The sequence below is a fragment of the Cohnella silvisoli genome, assembly GCF_021190915.1.
Lineage (GTDB): Bacteria > Bacillota > Bacilli > Paenibacillales > Paenibacillaceae > Cohnella > Cohnella silvisoli.
The window spans coordinates 231355-248066 of the sequence record NZ_JAIOAP010000002.1; the positions used below are offsets into that span (position 1 = coordinate 231355).

Below are 16712 nucleotides of genomic sequence, written 5' to 3' on the forward strand. Positions count from 1 at the left end.
AAAGAAGGTAGCATCCGAGTGAACAATTATTATAGCAGCGCTACTTACCGCTTATACGACGATAAAGCCGATTTTCACAAAAAAGCGCAAGGAATCGCGGTCGGCCTAACGGTCGGCAGTTGGACCGATTTGCCCGAAGCGGCCAAAGAGCAAATGCAGAAGCATCTGGGACAGGTCATTTCGGTAGAAACGTACGAGCCCGAAGGCGTCCAACCCGGCGAGCGCTATGCCGACATTACAATCGCTTATCCGGACGTCAATTTCAGCCGTGACATTCCCGCTTTCCTAGTGACCGCATTCGGCAAGCTATCGATGGACGGTAAAATCAAATTGATCGATATCGCCCCGTCGGCAGACTTCTTAAGCGCGTTCCCAGGTCCGAAGTTCGGAATACAAGGCGTACGTAATCTTCTTGGCGTGCATGATCGGCCGCTCGTCATGAGCATCTTCAAATCGGTCATCGGACATGATCTGGACAATTTGCGGGAACAGTTCCTGCAGCAGGCGCTAGGCGGAGTCGATCTCATCAAAGACGACGAAATCCTGTTCGAGAACCCGCTCACCCCTTTGGAGAAACGGGTTGAGGTTTGCATGAGCGCCGCACGCGAGGCCGAACGGGCAACCGGACAGAAGCTGCTTTATTTCACCAATCTAACCGGATCGACGTTTCAACTGAAAGCGAACGCCAAACGTGCGATTGCGGCGGGTGCGAACGGTTTGTTGTTTAACGTGCTCGCCTACGGATTCGATGCATTGGCGGAGCTGGCTGCCGATCCGGAGATCAACGTGCCGATTGCCGCTCATCCGGCAATGGCCGGGGCGTTTTACCCTTCGCTGCATCACGGAATATCCGCACCTCTATTACTGGGTAAGCTTATGCGAATCGCCGGGGCCGATCTTTCCCTGTTCCCTTCTCCTTATGGCTCAGTCGTTATGCCTAAGGCGGAAAATCTAGCGGTAATGGAAGCCTTGTTAACCCCTTCTCTCCCGCAGGCGCCAGCTTTTCCAGTGCCATCAGCGGGAATTCATCCCGGACTCGTTCCTTTGATCATGGGTGACTTCGGACCGGAGGTTGTCGTGAATGCCGGAGGCGGCGTGCACGGACATCCTCTAGGCTCCGCAGCTGGAGGACGCGCATTCCGGCAAGCGGTTGACGCCGTAAGAAGCGGCTCCACCCTCGAAGCATACGCAGTCGATCATGAAGAATTGCGCATCGCCATCGAACGCTGGGGGGTACGCACATCTTGAGCTTTTCTACACCCAAGTTCCCGCGTCCACCCGTATTGTTCTGTGATTTTGATGGCACGATCACGCTTAACGACAATATCGTCGCCGTCATGAAACACTTCAATCCGCCAGGCTGGGAAAGTATCGTCAAAGATATTCTCAGCGAGAGCAAATCCATACAGCAAGGCGTCGGAGAAATGTTCGCGCTTCTCCCTTCCTCGATGAAGGATGACGTCCAAGCCTATATTCTGAACAACGCAGGCATTCGCGATGGATTTCCCGAGCTGCTGGAATGGTGCAAAATCCATAACGTGCCTTTCTATGTAACAAGTGGAGGAATCGATTTCTTCGTCTATCCTCTGCTTAAACCTTTCGGTATTCCTGCCGACCATATTTACTGCAACGGCAGCGACTTTAGCGGTGACAACATCGAGATCACTTGGCCGCACTCCTGCGACGACAACTGCGATAACGGCTGCGGGATGTGCAAAACAACGGTCATCCGCCGGTTCCCCGAGGATGAATACTACCGGATTCTTATCGGAGACAGCGTGACAGATTTTGCCGGCGCCAAGCTAGTTGATCTGGTGTTCTCCCGCTCCCACTTAACGGTCAAATGCCGGGAGCTTGGCCTTCCGCATATTCCGTTCGAAACGTTCCACGATATTATCCATCACCTGAACGAAGGAGGTCGATCGTCATGAGCTTTGCTAACATCACTACGGAACAGAAACAGCAGGTGCTAAGCGAGTTATCCGCGATCAAAGCGGATTTCGCCACCCGCGGCTTTTTCCCCGGCACAAGCGGCAACCTATCCATGCGCGTCGGCCCTTACTCGCCCGATGAATTTTTCTTCGCCGTGACGGCAAGCGGCAAGGACAAATCCAAATCGACGCCCGAGGATTTCCTTTTCGTCGATCAGAACGGTAAACCTTGCGAGTCCACTACTCTGAAACCTTCAGCGGAAACGGTCATCCATAACGAGATCTATCGATTGACTGGCTGCGGCGCTATTTTTCATATCCACTCTATCTTTAACGGTCTCGTATCGGAATTGTTCTGGGAACGCCGCGCGGTACCCGTAGAAGGCGTAGAGCTGATTAAAGGCTTAGGCATTTGGGAAGAGGAAGCGGTCATCGACATTCCGATCTTATCCAACTTCGCGGAAGTTCCTCGCATCGTTCCCGAGATTTCGGAGCGTTTAGCGAGCCGCATTCCCGGCATCCTTCTTCGCAAGCACGGAATTTACGCTTGGGGACGGGACGCCTTCGAAGCCAAGCGCCATCTGGAAGCATTTGAATTTCTATTCGAGTATGTTTATCGCTGGCAATTGCTAATGAACCGTAAGTAGTCTCTCTATATATGAACATGAAGTCCACTCTGCAACCTGCCCCCACAGCAGGATTTAGAGTGGACTTTTCGTTAGATATGAACATACTTCGCAATCCAACTTACCCAATAATACAAAACGATAAGCGTAAAAATAACAGCACAAAGTGAAGCGGATGCTGTCGATGTTTATTCCGATTACTTTGCGGGGGCCCCGGGAGCTACTCCATTGCCTGATGAGATTACAAGGTGGCAATGGGCTCCCAGAGGCGGACGTAAACTCTTACGGGAGGTACCCTCTTACCCAATTTACAATAATCACAATAAATGCAGATCGCACCCCAAAGAAAAAAAGCGGGTTTCTTTTGTCATGGTTGTGGGGTGGATATGGGTTATTGAACCGGATGCGTTTTGAGATACTCTTCCAATTGCTTCTTGATTTCCGCGCGGATTTTCTCCAGGCCAAGTTTTTTCGCCTTTTCGATCATTTTCTTATAGGCGCCTTCATAGTCGTCCGTCAGACCAAGCCCGGCGATCGTTCTCGCTTTCTTGTATTCCTGACCAACCTTCGTTAACTCGTTCTTGATCGGTTCAGCGTTAAGCGAGAACTCGGAGGTTGGAGATTTGATGAAGTTATTCGTGTCTCCCAAATATTGATTAATATGAACGATATTCTCGGGAAGATTGGCGTTGGTTCGAATATAGGTCGGATTCCAAGTCATCATATAACCCGGGAAGTCGTATACCTTACCGATATCTACGCCATCCGGTACTTTGTATTGGGAATCCCCGACCGGCTCCCAATCCTTGCCCTTGATACCGAGCTCGAACAGATCGTGATTGTCTTGGCTGGCATTCAGCCAATCGAAGAACTTCATGACCCTGTCCGCGTTCTTGGAATTCGCGGGAATGCAAGCGAAGTTCCAAGCTTTGAAGTCGGACAGCAAGCTCTTCGGAGTGCCTTCCATGACTCCCGGAACCAGAAATACGAGCTCTCCCTCCGCTCCCGGCACTTTACTCTTCAATTCGTTGTTCGTGGCGACGAATCCGGCGGTATCCCCGGCGATCGCCGCGAATTTGCCGGCTTTGAAGAAGCCGATAGGGTCCTTCTGGCTAATGACGTCTTTTTCCAGATACCCTTTCGTGTACCACTCGCGCGCCTTGATCTCGCCTTGATAGAAGTTTTCCTTCTTGTTCATGCCTTCCGCAAGGGCTGATATGTCCTCCCCATGGAACACCACATTGACGGTACCGTCAGCATTAATCGAATAAGTCGGCAGCACTTCCCCAGCAAGCATCGCCAATCGGCTTTGCGGCGGAACGTTCGGAACGAGCCAGTTGCCCAGGCTCGGAATGCCTCCGTTTAAGCCGAACGGAACGACTCCTTTTTCGTTTTTCAGAACGGCGTCGAAGTAGGCCTCCAATTCGGCCACGGATTTAATTTCAGGCAAACCGTATTTCTCGCGCAAATCTTTGCGGATCATGACACCCTGCAGGAAACCGAAAGTCTGAGTGAATGGGATGCCGTAAATATGTTTTTCGCCGGAGCCGTCCACGAATTTGTTGTTGTCGATATAATCCGGCCCGAACGCCTTCTTAAGACCCGGATACTCGTCGTTATTGAAGTATTTATCCAAGTTCAAATAGATGCCCTTCGAAATGTTAGGGGACATCGTCTGCCACTGCGCATCGAATACGACGTCGACCTGATCGCCAGAGGCGAGCTTTAACGCAAGCTTTTCTTTGGCCGTTGCCCATGGAACAAAGTTGATGGCGATTTTCGTGTTCAGCGTGTCTTTCGTCTCGTTGTAGAATTCGTCTAGAACGGCCTGCATGTTGTTCGGAACTTTGTCGTGAATTAAGTAAAATTGCAATGTGACTTCCTCCGGCGGTGCTGCTTTCGTGTCCGTTGCAGAAGCAGATGCCGATTCTGATGCGGTCGCGGTTGTCGACGGTTCCACCGACGACGAAGCCTCATTTCCTTTGTTCGAGCCATTGCAGCCCGTTAGCGCGATAATGACTGCAAGTGCGAGTGCGAGCCCTGTTCTTACTTTCCATTGTTTAATCCGTCGTTTCATGCAATCTTCCCCTTTTACTTTTTATTATGTGATCCGACAGAGGTCGGGATCAACCCTTTACGGCGCCAACCATAAGTCCTTTAACGAAATATTTCTGGATAAAAGGATACAGGAATACGATCGGACCGATCGTGATGATGACCGTAGCCATCCGAATCGTATAAGCAGGTACGCTTACCGTTGCTGTCATATACATCTGCTGGGTGAAGCTCAAGCTGCTGAGCGTACGGATAATAACCGTCTGCAGAGGGTATTTGCTTTCGTCATCAATAAAGAGAATCGCGCGGAACCATTCGTTCCAATAGTCGAGCGCGTAGAACAAGCTGATCGTAGCCAGAGCCGGAAGCGACAATGGCAAGATGATGCGGATGAGAATATAAATGTCGTTCGCTCCGTCAATCTTCGCCGATTCCGCCAGCGATTCGGGAATCGTCATGAAAAAGTTGCGCAGCAGGAACATGAACCACGGATTGACGAGCGCCGGAATGATCATGACCCAAATGCTGTTTCCTAAATGCAAGTAATTCGAAATGAGAATATACCAGGGAACGAGTCCCCCGTTAAAGAGCATGGTCAAATAAACGAAGAACAAAATTTTGTTGCGGTACTTTAATGTTCTTACCGAGACCGCGTAGGAAATCGCGCTTGTGATCAAGATGCTTAGCACCGTTCCGACGATCGTAACGAATAAAGTTATTCCGTATGATCGGTACAGCGAATCATTATCGAATAACACTTTATAAGCATCGAACGACCATTGCTTTGGAAAAAGCCGGTACCCTTCCTGCAGCAGCGTCGTTTCATCCGACAGAGAGCTTGTTAATACGAGCACGAAGGGGAGCAGGCAAACGACCGCGAATAACGCATTCATGACGTAGAAGCTGCCGATTAGAATGCGGTCCCCCGCCATTCCTTTTTTCATCGAGAATTCCTCCAATATCTGATTCAGGTACATATCCGCTAGAAAAGGGATGCGTCTTTGTTCCATTTCCGGACGAGACCGTTCGTGATCACAACGAGTATGAACCCGACTACCGACTGATAAAGACCGATTGCCGATGACATCGACATATCGCCGTAGCTGCGCAAAGCCCGATAGACATACGTATCAATGACATCGGTTGTCGGATAGAGCAGCGTATTGTCTCCGATCAGCGCGTAGATCATGCCGAAATCGCCGAAGAATATACGTCCGACAGCAAGGATGAACAGCAGGATCGTCGTATTCGTAAGCATTGGCAGCGTAATATGGCGAATAGCCTGATATCGGTTCGCCCCATCCATTCTTGCGGACTCGTAGATTTCTTGGTCGATGGATGCGATGGTAGCCAAGTAGATGACAATCCCATACCCGGTTCCTTTCCATATTTTCAGCATAACGAGAAGCGCCGGCCATACGGACGGATCTTGATAGAAGTTGATAGCCTCCGCACCGAACGACTTTAGAACATAATTGATTAATCCTTCGTCCGTCGAGAAAAAAGCGATGGAGAACATCGAGACGACGGGCCATGAGATGAAATAAGGCAACAGGGTTAGAGACTGTATCGCTTTTTTGAACGTTTTGTTGAACATTTCGGATATCATGACCGCGAATGCGATTTGCGCGATTAATCCCAAAACGATAAACAGCGCGTTTAGGTAGATCGTATTGAAGGTGACCGTCAACCAATCGCTGCTCGTGAAGAAGAAGTCGAAATTCCGCCATCCGACGAATTCGCTTCCGGCGATCCCCTTAATCGGACTGAAATCTTGGAACGCGATGACGATGCCGAACATGGGTAAATAGGAAAACACGATAAAATAGAGCAATGCCGGCAGCGTAAGCAAATATAAATACTTGTTTTTCACAAGTTCATTCCAAAACGACTGCATGTTGAATCCCCTCTTTCTGTTTCTCTTACGAAGACACGCCTTCGTTGTGAATCCAGCATACTTGCTCCATCGACAGGCTAGAAAGTCGGAAAAACACTCAATCGGGCAAATTGTTAAATATGAGGGCAACCCACTTTTTTACGAGAACGGCTAAATGTTAAAAATATGACTCTAGGATGTTCATCTAGAGATTGAATCCTTCTACTGATTCGGAGTGTTAAAAATAAGGCATGAGCATACACGAAAAAAACGCTCCCGAATGGGAGCGCAATGGAGGATTGCCTATTAGGTAAAACCTTCCTTATGAACCGGTACGAAACGTTCTGCGGAACTCGTCGGGAGTATGTCCGGTTTGTTTCTTGAACGAGGCGTAGAAATACTTTCCGCTTGAGAAGCCGACATGGCCGGCGATTTTATTGGCGTGTTCATTCGTTTCCAGCAGCAGCTTCTTCGCTTCCTGAAAACGCAATTCGCTTATGAATGCCGATAACGATTGGTCCGTATGACTTTTGAATATCGTACGAACATAATTCGAGGAAAGTCCGACCACCTCCGCAATATTCTCGACGGTAAGATTCGGATTACGAAAATTGTCGCTCGTGTATCGGACGACCATATCGACGACATCTTTGTTTTTCAATTCTTTGCGTTCTCGAATACCGCTTATCACTTGCGAATAGAGCATGTCGAAACGCTGGCGAATATCATCGAAATCATCGCAGGCGCTAAGCTCGCGGATAATCGTTTTATAAGAACCGTCGGCCGGGAACACGGATCGATCGGATGGCTCCGGAAGCACCTCGAAGTGGGATATCGCGAGTTGAGTCAGAGACAGCATGATTTCATCGTTAGAAAACTGGCATACCTCATCCAAGAAGGACTCGAATCCTTCTATGGCCTTGTCGCGTTCTCCCGAGCGTAATGCATCGTTTATTTTTTTCTCCAACTCAAAAGGATACTGATAAGGAACCTTCGGAAATTGGACGAGTTCCTCATACCGTATAATAGAGCTTTTTCCATACACAAGGCGATGTACCGTCGCTTGGAGTGCCTGCAAATAGGAGGAATGGAGCTCGTCGAGTTTGTCGACTTGACCGCCTATCGCCGCCGTCACCGTCAGTTTGACATACGTCTCGATATTATCCTGAGTCGCGGACAACAACCGGAGCAGTTCGGATTCCGAAGAGTTACTCCACTGATCTACGTTCACCACGACCGCAACGTGATCGGCCCCCCCTATGACGGCTTCCGCCGCAAACGACACGGACAGCGTCTCCTCGGCGATGTTGGCCAGCGCGTATCGAAGCAGGGACATATCGCGTTCCGACAGCTTCGCCGTCCACTCGGCAAACGCGCATAAGCGGAAAATACATACCCGGTATGAAGGCCCGTCCAATCTCAATTTGAGCTTGGCAGCCTGCTCTGTTGTCGCTTCTCCGCCTGCCACAGTACCCAGAACGAGCTGACGCAAGAAATCGTGGCGAAGCGCCGGCATCCCCTCGCGAACCGATTGCTCAAGCTCAACCACATTGCTGACCAACCGTTCGATCGTTCGGTCGATATATTCATATTCGTTGTACGTCTCTCCCGAGCGATTGTCGTCATTCCCGTTGGAACGGATTTTTCGAATCAACTGACGGACGGGCTTATACATTTGTTTCGCAAACAGGATGCCTATTGTCAAACTGATCAGGATAAAGATTCCCGCCAATAGGAGCACCGTTTCATTGATCTTCGTAAAATTCCATAGCAGCTTCTGATAGTCGCCCACTCCGACGAATATCCATTTGAAAACATGATCGGATTTCTCATAGTTGATGAGCATTTTCCGTTGATCTATTTCCGTGGTGAAATGGCCGGAGTTTCCTCCAGAAGCCAAAATTTCCCGAATATAATTTTGGTCGGATATGTTTTTGTTGAGCAAGTCGTCCCGGGGATGGGAAATGACGTTGCCTTCCCGATCCAAGATGAAAAACTGCATCGATCCGTCGCCTGCTTGCCGGTTAACCATTTGCTGCAAAGCGCTTTGCTTCAGATTGAATACGAGAACGGATGCAGGTTTGCCGTTCTCTTCATCCTCTACGAACTGAATGGTAATCGCCTGGTATTCCTCTCTATTGCTGCCAAGCTGATAGGAAACCTTGCGCGGCATCACGTTCATGTCCTTCTCATATCGAGTCGTTTCAATAGACTGGATGGCGTCCCGATCGTAAAAGTCATCGATGGATGAAGCAACGGATAAGTTAGAAAACACGAGGTTTGACCGTTTGTTATAGACGTAAATAGAATGGATAATCGGGTTCGAGGATGCGATCTCGGATAATTTCTTCGAAATATCGCCCATCTCCAACGCTTCGAACGTGTCTCCGTACAATGCTTTGAATACGGATCCCGAATTAAGGGACATGTCGTTTAGATTGCTGGATATGTTGGGCAAAACGTGGAATTGGAGCAAGTACTCCAGTGTCGAGTTCCAGTACGTTTCCACGACCGACTGTGACTGGGCAAGCACTTTCTCCGAATTCGTCTCGATCTCCTTGTGGATTGCCCGGCTATAGCTGTTATACATGAGGATCGAAAGCCCGCACAGAAGCAATGTACCCACGATGATATAGGAAAAAAGAACCTTGATCATAAACGCGTTCTTACGGACAAAGAGGGAAACGCTGAACAACCTTCTCATCTCCTGTCAACTATCGTCCGGCACGAAACTTCTGGGCATGCAGCCGTGCTTCCTCCACGTTGGTGACCCGGTTACGACTCCATTCCAGCAAAATCCGATCGATGTAGCGGAAGTGAAGCTTGCCGGCAAACACCGATTCTTTCAGCGCGAAACGGATTAGCTCATCCGCGTATTGGTCCTGGTCAAGCCATCCATTGATCGTCTCGTATTCCATCGGCGTAAGAGGACGCCCGAATTCTTGTTCGAACAGAACAAATAAATTATGAGTTCCCGCATTTGCAATCAGCGTAACACTGGCAGACTCGGATTGATCCCGATATGGACTAACGTCTCCCGTGCTCCCGCTGCGAAGAGGAAGCTCTCCGGCAGCGAGCAATACGCCTATTTTCTGAAACAGTCCGGACAAATTATACTTCTCGGATTGAACTCCCGACTGGGGATCAAACTGTTCGTCAATCGTGATGAATCCTTGTTTCATCAGCTTCTGCACGGCTTGCCCGACGATTGCCGGCGATGCACCGATTCTCTCCTGCAGCTGCTCGATGGTCGGAAATTCATTCTGCTCCAGCTGCCGGAACGCGAGCAAATGAAGCAGCAGCATACCTTCCGTGTCGCTGAGCTTAAGCGCGCGATAGGTACGCAGCAACGCGTAGGGAATACTGACGGAGCCATCCATGAAAGCCTCCGCCATCCCTTTTGCTAGAGAATTACGATCATTCATCTTTAGGTTTCACCAACCTTCAAGGATTTTATCTCAAGTCAATTCAACTATGGATATAACCGATATAGCGTACGCGGAAAAGCAATCGTCTCCCGTACATGATCGAGCCCGCAAATCCAGGAGACAGCTCTCTCGAGACCTAAGCCGAAGCCTGAGTGAGGAACCGTCCCATACCGCCGCAGATCCATGTACCAGCCGTAGGCTTCTTCGGACAACTCATGCTCCGCAAACCGTTTCTCCAGCAATTCCGGATCATCAATCCGCTGCGATCCGCCAATGATTTCCCCGTAGCCTTCAGGCGCAATCATATCCGCGCATAATACAACCTCGGGGCGGCTCGGATCCGGTTTCATATAGAACGCCTTAAAGCTCGCAGGATAGTGAGTGATAAATACCGGGCGGTCGAACTTCTCGGCGATCGCCGTCTCATGCGGTGCGCCGAAATCCTCTCCCCACGGCAGATCCATCCCGATTTCCTTGAGCAAATCCAGAGCTTCGTCATAGGTAATACGCGGAAACGGCGGCAAAACCCGTTCCAAAGCCGTCGTATCCCGCTCCAGAACCATAAGCTCCGCTTTGCATTTACTCAGCACTTGCCCTACGATATGAGCGATAAACTGCTCCTGTACCCTCAGGTTTTCTTCGTGATCGACGAAAGCCATCTCCGGCTCGATCATCCAGAATTCGATCAAATGGCGGCGGGTTTTCGACTTCTCCGCACGGAACGTCGGACCGAAGGAATATACTTTACCGAGCGCCATCGCGGCGGCTTCCATATATAACTGGCCGCTCTGCGTCAAATAAGCGTCTTCCTCGAAATACTTCGTATGGAACAAATTCGTCGTTCCCTCGCAAGAGGAAGGCGTTAGGATCGGCGGATCGACAAGCGTGAAGCCTCGTTCATCAAAAAAACCTTGTATAGCCGATATGATCTCCGCGCGAATACGTAAAATCGCCCGTTGTCGTGGCGCGCGCAACCATAGATGCCGATGGTCCATCAAGAAATCAACGCCGTGCTCCTTCGGCGTGATCGGATAATCCTTCGCGATTTGAATAATCTCTATTCCGGTTACGGACAACTCGAACCCGGAAGGGCTGCGAGGCTCCTCGCGCACGATTCCCGTTATGTAGAATGAGCTTTCCTGCGTCAACTGGCCTGCTTTCTCCCACACGGATTCATCGACTTCCGCTTTGACGAGCACGCCTTGGATGAAACCCATCCCATCCCGAATTTGCAGAAACTGAATTTTCCCGCTTGACCGCTTACGCGTGAGCCACCCTCCGAATGTAACCGTCTGCCCGACAAAGTTGCCGATCGTGGCCAGATCTACCCGTCCCATACTCATGCCCCTCTCCTATTGCGAAATGGATGCCGCTTCCGGTTGTTCAATGACCAGCCGATAAGTGTCCCGCGCGATCAGCAATTCCTCGTTCGTAGGAACAACCAATACGCTGACCTGCGAGTCGTCCGTCGTAATCCTCCGCGACTCGGAAGAACGTATGGCGTTCCTCGCTTCCTCTAGGCGGATCCCTAGGAAGGTCAACCCTTTGCATACTTCTTTACGCAAAACGTCCGAATTTTCTCCGACGCCCGCCGTGAAAACAATAGCATCTAGCCCGTTCATCGCAGCTGCGTAAGCACCGATGTATTTACGGATGCGATAAGCATACATCTCGAAAGCAAGCTTCGCGTTTGCATTGCCCTCGTTCATCGCCTCCACAACTTCCCGCATATCGCTGCTTATTCCTGATATGGCGAGCAAACCGCTATGTTTGTTAAGCATCGAGTTGGCTTCGTTTAACGTTAAATCCTCTTTGTTGATCGTGAAAGGAACGATCGCGGGATCCAAGTCGCCGCTGCGCGTCCCCATCATTAACCCTTCTAGCGGAGTCATTCCCATGCTCGTATCGAACGATTTACCGTTTAAGATAGCTGCGCAGCTCGCCCCGTTGCCAATGTGGCATATGACAAGCTTCAACTCGCTCAGCGAACGTCCGAGAAACTCGGCGGATCGCTTGCTGACATAGTCGTAAGAGGTGCCGTGGAAGCCGTAGCGGCGAATTTTGTGTTTACGGTAAAGCACGGTCGGGATGGCATACAAATAGGAGCTCGGAGGCATCGTCTGGTGAAAAGCGGTATCGAATACGACAGCTTGGGGAACGTCCGGCAGATTGTCTTCCACCGCGGAAATTCCCATCATGTGCGCGGGGTTATGCAGAGGAGCCAAATCGAACAGCTTGCGGATTTCCAGCTTTACGCTCTGGTCGATGAGCACCGATTCGCTGAACGATTCTCCGCCGTGCACAACCCGATGACCGACGGCCTTAATGTCTTGGATGCTGCCGAGCACCCCGAATTTACGGTGCGTAAGCATATCCAGCACCTTCTTGATCGCCGTCGTGTGATCCAGAATTTCGCTAACCTCGCGAACTTCAGGCTGCCGATCGACTTCATGGGTGAGAATGGACGAATCCATTCCGATTCTCTCTACCCTTCCCTTGGCGAGCACGTTTTCGGTTGTCATGTCGTAAAGCTGGTATTTAAGCGACGAGCTCCCCGCGTTAATCACGAGTACGTTCATGAGAGCCTTTCACCGTCCTTGTCGTATTTGAAGAAGCCGATGCCGCTCTTGATGCCGAGTTGACCCGCGCGGACTTTTTTCTTCAGTAGAAAAGATGGCCTGTATTTAAGCTCCCCGTATTCGCGGAACATTCGGTCAAGCGCCGCAAGCACGGAATCGAGACCGAACCGGTCAGCCATCTCAAGCGGGCCGCGCTCGAACTTGTATCCAATGCTCATGGCGGCGTCGATATCTTCCGGTGTGGCCACGCCTTCCTCCAGCAAATGGAGCGCTTCGTTAATCAGCAAGCAGATAAGCCGGGTAGTAACGAAGCCGGGCGATTCGTAGACCATGACGCCTTTTTTGGCGAGCACGTCGTCGATGAAGCTTCTCGTTTTATTGAACGTTTCGTCAGACGTTTGCAGCCCCCGGATAATCTCGACGACATCGATTCGGAAAGCCGGATAGACGAAATGCATGCCGATGACGCGCTCGGGATAACGGCTGGCACCCGCCAGCTCGGTTACGCTAAGGGTGGAAGTATTGCTTGCCATCACCGCGTCATTCGACAGTATGTCGTCTAATTGCCGGAATACATCCAGCTTGCTTTCCAAGTCTTCGCTGATCGTCTCGATCACTAGCTCGCAATCCGCTAAATGCTGCAACGACGTTTCCATATGTATGCGGTTTAACGTTAATTTTTTCTCGGCGGCCGTAATCGCCCACCGCTCCATTTGGCGGTCGAGACTAAGCTCGAGCATTTGCTTCGCGTGCTGCAGTCTCTCGGGCGTCTTCTCCACCAGATGAACGTCCAATCCTTTGACCGCGAGCATTTCCGCGATACTCTGCCCCATTGTTCCCGCGCCAACGACTCCAATCACTCTAAACATGCTGACAATCCCTCCAACCTAACTGAAACGACTATTCCTCCGTTTGGCGGCATTCGTCGTAAAAAAATAATAAGATGATTATACCCCACTCAATGTTACACCAACTCCCTGCGCGGAAGTTAAGCGAATAATCGCGGGGTACTCTCATCTTATCATAATCAAGAAGGGTTTGCCGTGGTCGTAAACCATGGGCGCAGCATCTGGGGCCAATTATCGACGTATTTTTGTTGCGTTGCCCATTGAACCATGACGACGGATTCATTAGAATTGATTGGTATGGTTACAGGCTTGGCGTCAGGTAATTTGTACGGATACAGCTTAATGCTATCGTTAGTGACTATAGCTACGATATCCTCGTCTTGCGATGTAAAAGCATCCGTGGCTGTTGTCTCCAATTTTAAGACTTCACCCCACGTCAGTGCCAGAGGCTCATCTTTAACAATGTCCGATGTAAGCTGTACGGGAATCGTTTGCCATTTCTGTATGTCGGCTGCGCTTACGATTCTCGGTGAATCAATTGACTTTTTGGCTACCCAGGCGGCGGATTCGCGGACGATCGCCCATTGGTCGATATCCGTTCCGGCCTCGTTCGTGCCAAGCGCTTTGGAGAGCGGAAAATGACTTTCCTCTAAAATATTTTTGCTTTTCACGCGCATTGCAGGCTCCAATACCGCGACCTCGTTAACCCATGCCTGGCTTTGATCTACCGCGACGCCTTCTTGATTGACGTTGGTCGTTTGTAAGATCGATACGAAACGGTTGCCGGCGTATAGCAGCTTCTCCGTTCTTCTCAGCGATGGCAACTTCTCCTCCGACACTGCCGCTTTCATCAACCGAGCCGCAGGGGATGCCTCCAGCGTTTGCGTACCTTTGCCCAACGAATCCGGAACGGCATCGATTTTCCAAAATTTCGTCTTATAGGGCATCCAAATTCCCGGTCCGCTTCCGATTAATGCAAGCTCATTATCCTGTGGCGCGACGAGTACCGTTCGATAGGTACTGCCAGACGCTCCTTGATCTCCGTCATCCCTCAAGCCGATCACGACCGCGGAATGCGGCATTACATCCTTTATATCCCCAGTGACCGTTTCATGAAGGGCGGACGATTGCTCCGGATTCAGTCCCTTATTCCCATCGCCATCGAAGGGATACTCTCGCCAACTCCACACGCCCACGAGCAATACGATAACAAGCAGGAATGCTGCGCTCACGCGATTCCATCGCAAGAACCACGCCCGGTTAGTGCGCTGCTTCGGATTATCGAGACGTTCGTTGATTTTCCGGCGCAACGATTCGTCGAATCCGTTCCGAGTCAGCGGACCGCGCGCCAGTTGCTCGAATAGCTCTTTGTCATCCACTAGCGGTTCGCCTCCTTCATCTTGGACAATTTCTGCCGGGCGTGGAACATTCGCGATTTCACCGTTCCCTCCGTAACATCCAGCACCTGAGCGATCTCTTTCAAAGACAATTGGTTATGAGCGTATAGAATGATAACTTCTCTGTACTTCTTCGGCAGGTCCAAAACCATTTTCCACATCTCGTTGACCGCCCATTGCTCCGCGACATCATGCTCGACGGAATGGCGCTCCCCGTAATCCTCAACTACGTCCGACAAAGTCACCTTGCGGAAGAAAGCCGACCTTTGATAATCGATTGCGGTATTGCGCGTAATGGTCAGCAGCCAGGTTTTGACGGAAGCATCTCTGCGAAAAGCATGCATATTACGGAAAACCTTAATGAAAACCTCTTGCGTAATATCGTCGGCCAAATCCCATTTGCGTGTTATACTGTAAGCGTAATTCCATACTTCCTTACCGTAAGCCGTCATCAATTCGTTCAACAAATCCTTATTGTCATCGCATTCAACCATATATTTAAGGAAATCGAAATTACGCTGGGAATCCAATCTTGCCACCTCTATTCCGTTAGACGATTCAAATATACAATAAGTTCAATGCTATCATATTTTTCGATGGATTACCTTCTTCTGAATTCATTCCCTATCTAAAATTCATATAAAAAACCGGAGGCTTTGCCTTGGCTTTGCCCCCGGCCCTTTTACTTTTGCGGACATCCGTAATAAAGCAATCGTACCCGGTCCGACATTCCTGTTCATGCCTGCAGCTGTTCGCGAAAACGTACCTTTATCCCTATGCATCAGAATGAGAATAGGACCAACGCAGCCCCCTACTTCCTTTCCGCGAAAACGTACCATTATCCCTACCGATCAGAAGGAAAATCCTTGTTCATGCTTTTGAAAATAAACCCGGAACGTTGAAATTTTACCCGATAACTCTTGAAAATAGAACACATGTTTGGTATTATGAAAATAAGAACAAATGTTCTATTTTTTATAAAAGGGGGAGACGTCTATGTTTCCGGATCATCTAACCTTCGAGGCATTTAGCCAGCAGTTTAACTCCGAGCAGGCTTGCGCCGAGGCGCTGTTCGAAGCCAGATGGCCGGACGGCTTCCGTTGCCTGACTTGTCGTCATCCTCACTTTTATCTCATCCTTACGCGCAGACTGCCTCTCTATGAATGCTGTTCCTGTCGCCATCAGACGTCTGTCATCGCCGGCACTATCATGGAAGGCAGCTCCACGTTGTTGACCCGCTGGTTCCAAGCGATGTTTCTCATCTCCCGGCCTTCCGGCATCAGCGCTTCCCGCCTGTCCCAAGTGATTCAGGTCACCTATAAGACTGCGTGGCTCATCGCAAGAAAAATCCGCCATGCCTTGCAACAAGCCGATGAAGCCGACCCGCTCACGGGTGTTGTGCGAGTAGACCCTATCTCTTACGGTTACACGTATTATAGCGAGGCCCAGCAGCCGCTGTTGATCGGCGGATCCCTCGACGAGCGAGACGAGCCTCAGCAGGTCAAAATCAAACAACCGGATCCCAGCCATGTGAATAACGCGTTGAGGTGGATTGAAAAGTCTGGCGTCCAAGCGTTCGTAAACGATCATACGGATGGAGAGGCCGTGACAGTTTCGCGCGGCAAACTTCACCCTGCTTTGAACCCAATCAAGTGGAAGGTGACCGCGTGGCTTAACAATACGTTTCAAGGCATCGGAGCCAAACATTTGCAGGCTTATTTAGACGAGTTTTGTTTCCGATTGAACTTAAAGCTCCGCCATGCCCCGGTTTTCAGCCAACTGCTCCATTGGTGCGCTGTGACGCCAACCTTAACTTACAAAGATCTGACCCGCAGCAAACCGGTTCTCACCGTTCCCTGGGTGGTCTGGGGAAGCAAAGCGAAGTGGAAAGGAAAATATCTCACCCTATGGAATGCTTGATGCTTGGGATGACTGCTTTTTAAGTTGCCGATAATCCGTTCCCAATCCAATT

14 protein-coding genes are annotated in these 16712 nt (G+C 50.2%); 4 read left to right on the plus strand and 10 right to left on the minus strand.

Translation table 11 applies throughout. From position 1 onward, the window contains the following. Positions 1–18: 18 nt before the first annotated feature. Genes K7P76_RS04645 through mtnB form a run of 3 tightly spaced genes read left to right on the plus strand, consistent with a single transcriptional unit; the run spans position 19 to position 2578 of the window. Complete coding sequence (locus tag K7P76_RS04645) at positions 19–1248, plus strand: 2,3-diketo-5-methylthiopentyl-1-phosphate enolase (RefSeq protein WP_232183721.1); 1230 nt, start codon at positions 19–21, stop codon at positions 1246–1248. Then, positions 1245–1931: a 2-hydroxy-3-keto-5-methylthiopentenyl-1-phosphate phosphatase gene (locus tag K7P76_RS04650; RefSeq protein WP_232183723.1), complete on the plus strand. Its 687-nt coding sequence runs from the start codon at positions 1245–1247 to the stop codon at positions 1929–1931. Before K7P76_RS04645 ends, K7P76_RS04650 begins: the two co-directional genes overlap by 4 nt. Then, positions 1928–2578: a methylthioribulose 1-phosphate dehydratase gene (gene mtnB / locus K7P76_RS04655; protein ID WP_232183726.1), complete on the plus strand. Its 651-nt coding sequence runs from the start codon at positions 1928–1930 to the stop codon at positions 2576–2578. The genes K7P76_RS04650 and mtnB overlap by 4 nt, the downstream gene beginning before the upstream one ends. A 370-nt stretch (positions 2579–2948) precedes the next feature. On the opposite strand, the gene K7P76_RS04660 is transcribed toward mtnB, so the two are convergent. From K7P76_RS04660 to K7P76_RS04705, 10 genes are all read right to left on the minus strand, one after another. Further along, positions 2949–4634, minus strand: coding sequence for an extracellular solute-binding protein (locus K7P76_RS04660; protein WP_232183728.1), 1686 nt, complete (start codon positions 4632–4634; stop codon positions 2949–2951). Between the two features lie 49 nt (positions 4635–4683). Beyond that, positions 4684–5556, minus strand: coding sequence for a carbohydrate ABC transporter permease (locus tag K7P76_RS04665; RefSeq protein WP_232183730.1), 873 nt, complete (start codon positions 5554–5556; stop codon positions 4684–4686). Between the two features lie 38 nt (positions 5557–5594). Further along, positions 5595–6509 (minus strand): ABC transporter permease, encoded by a 915-nt coding sequence (locus K7P76_RS04670; RefSeq protein ID WP_232183733.1) that lies wholly within the window; start codon positions 6507–6509, stop codon positions 5595–5597. A gap of 301 nt (positions 6510–6810) precedes the next feature. Then, positions 6811–9183 (minus strand): helix-turn-helix domain-containing protein, encoded by a 2373-nt coding sequence (locus K7P76_RS04675; protein WP_232183734.1) that lies wholly within the window; start codon positions 9181–9183, stop codon positions 6811–6813. 19 nt (positions 9184–9202) lie between these two features. After that, positions 9203–9913: a DnaD domain-containing protein gene (locus K7P76_RS04680; protein WP_232183742.1), complete on the minus strand. Its 711-nt coding sequence runs from the start codon at positions 9911–9913 to the stop codon at positions 9203–9205. Between the two features lie 47 nt (positions 9914–9960). Beyond that, positions 9961–11253, minus strand: a complete 1293-nt coding sequence (asnS, locus tag K7P76_RS04685) for an asparagine--tRNA ligase (RefSeq protein ID WP_232184458.1) — start codon at positions 11251–11253, stop codon at positions 9961–9963. A 15-nt stretch (positions 11254–11268) separates the two neighbouring features. Beyond that, the gene (locus tag K7P76_RS04690) at positions 11269–12495 is read right to left on the minus strand and encodes an acetate kinase (protein WP_232183743.1); all 1227 of its coding nucleotides are present in this window, start codon (positions 12493–12495) and stop codon (positions 11269–11271) included. Beyond that, positions 12492–13364, minus strand: a complete 873-nt coding sequence (locus tag K7P76_RS04695) for a 3-hydroxyacyl-CoA dehydrogenase family protein (RefSeq protein WP_232183775.1) — start codon at positions 13362–13364, stop codon at positions 12492–12494. Before K7P76_RS04695 ends, K7P76_RS04690 begins: the two co-directional genes overlap by 4 nt. A gap of 158 nt (positions 13365–13522) precedes the next feature. After that, positions 13523–14722, minus strand: coding sequence for a hypothetical protein (locus K7P76_RS04700; protein ID WP_232183777.1), 1200 nt, complete (start codon positions 14720–14722; stop codon positions 13523–13525). Further along, on the minus strand, positions 14722–15279 hold the full coding sequence (locus tag K7P76_RS04705) for an RNA polymerase sigma factor (protein WP_373692332.1): 558 nt from the start codon (positions 15277–15279) through the stop codon (positions 14722–14724). Before K7P76_RS04705 ends, K7P76_RS04700 begins: the two co-directional genes overlap by 1 nt. 457 nt (positions 15280–15736) lie before the next feature. Here K7P76_RS04705 and K7P76_RS04710 point away from each other — a divergent pair, with 457 nt between their 5' ends. Beyond that, the gene (locus tag K7P76_RS04710) at positions 15737–16660 is read left to right on the plus strand and encodes a transposase (protein ID WP_232183781.1); all 924 of its coding nucleotides are present in this window, start codon (positions 15737–15739) and stop codon (positions 16658–16660) included. The last annotated feature ends 52 nt before the right edge of the window (positions 16661–16712 follow it).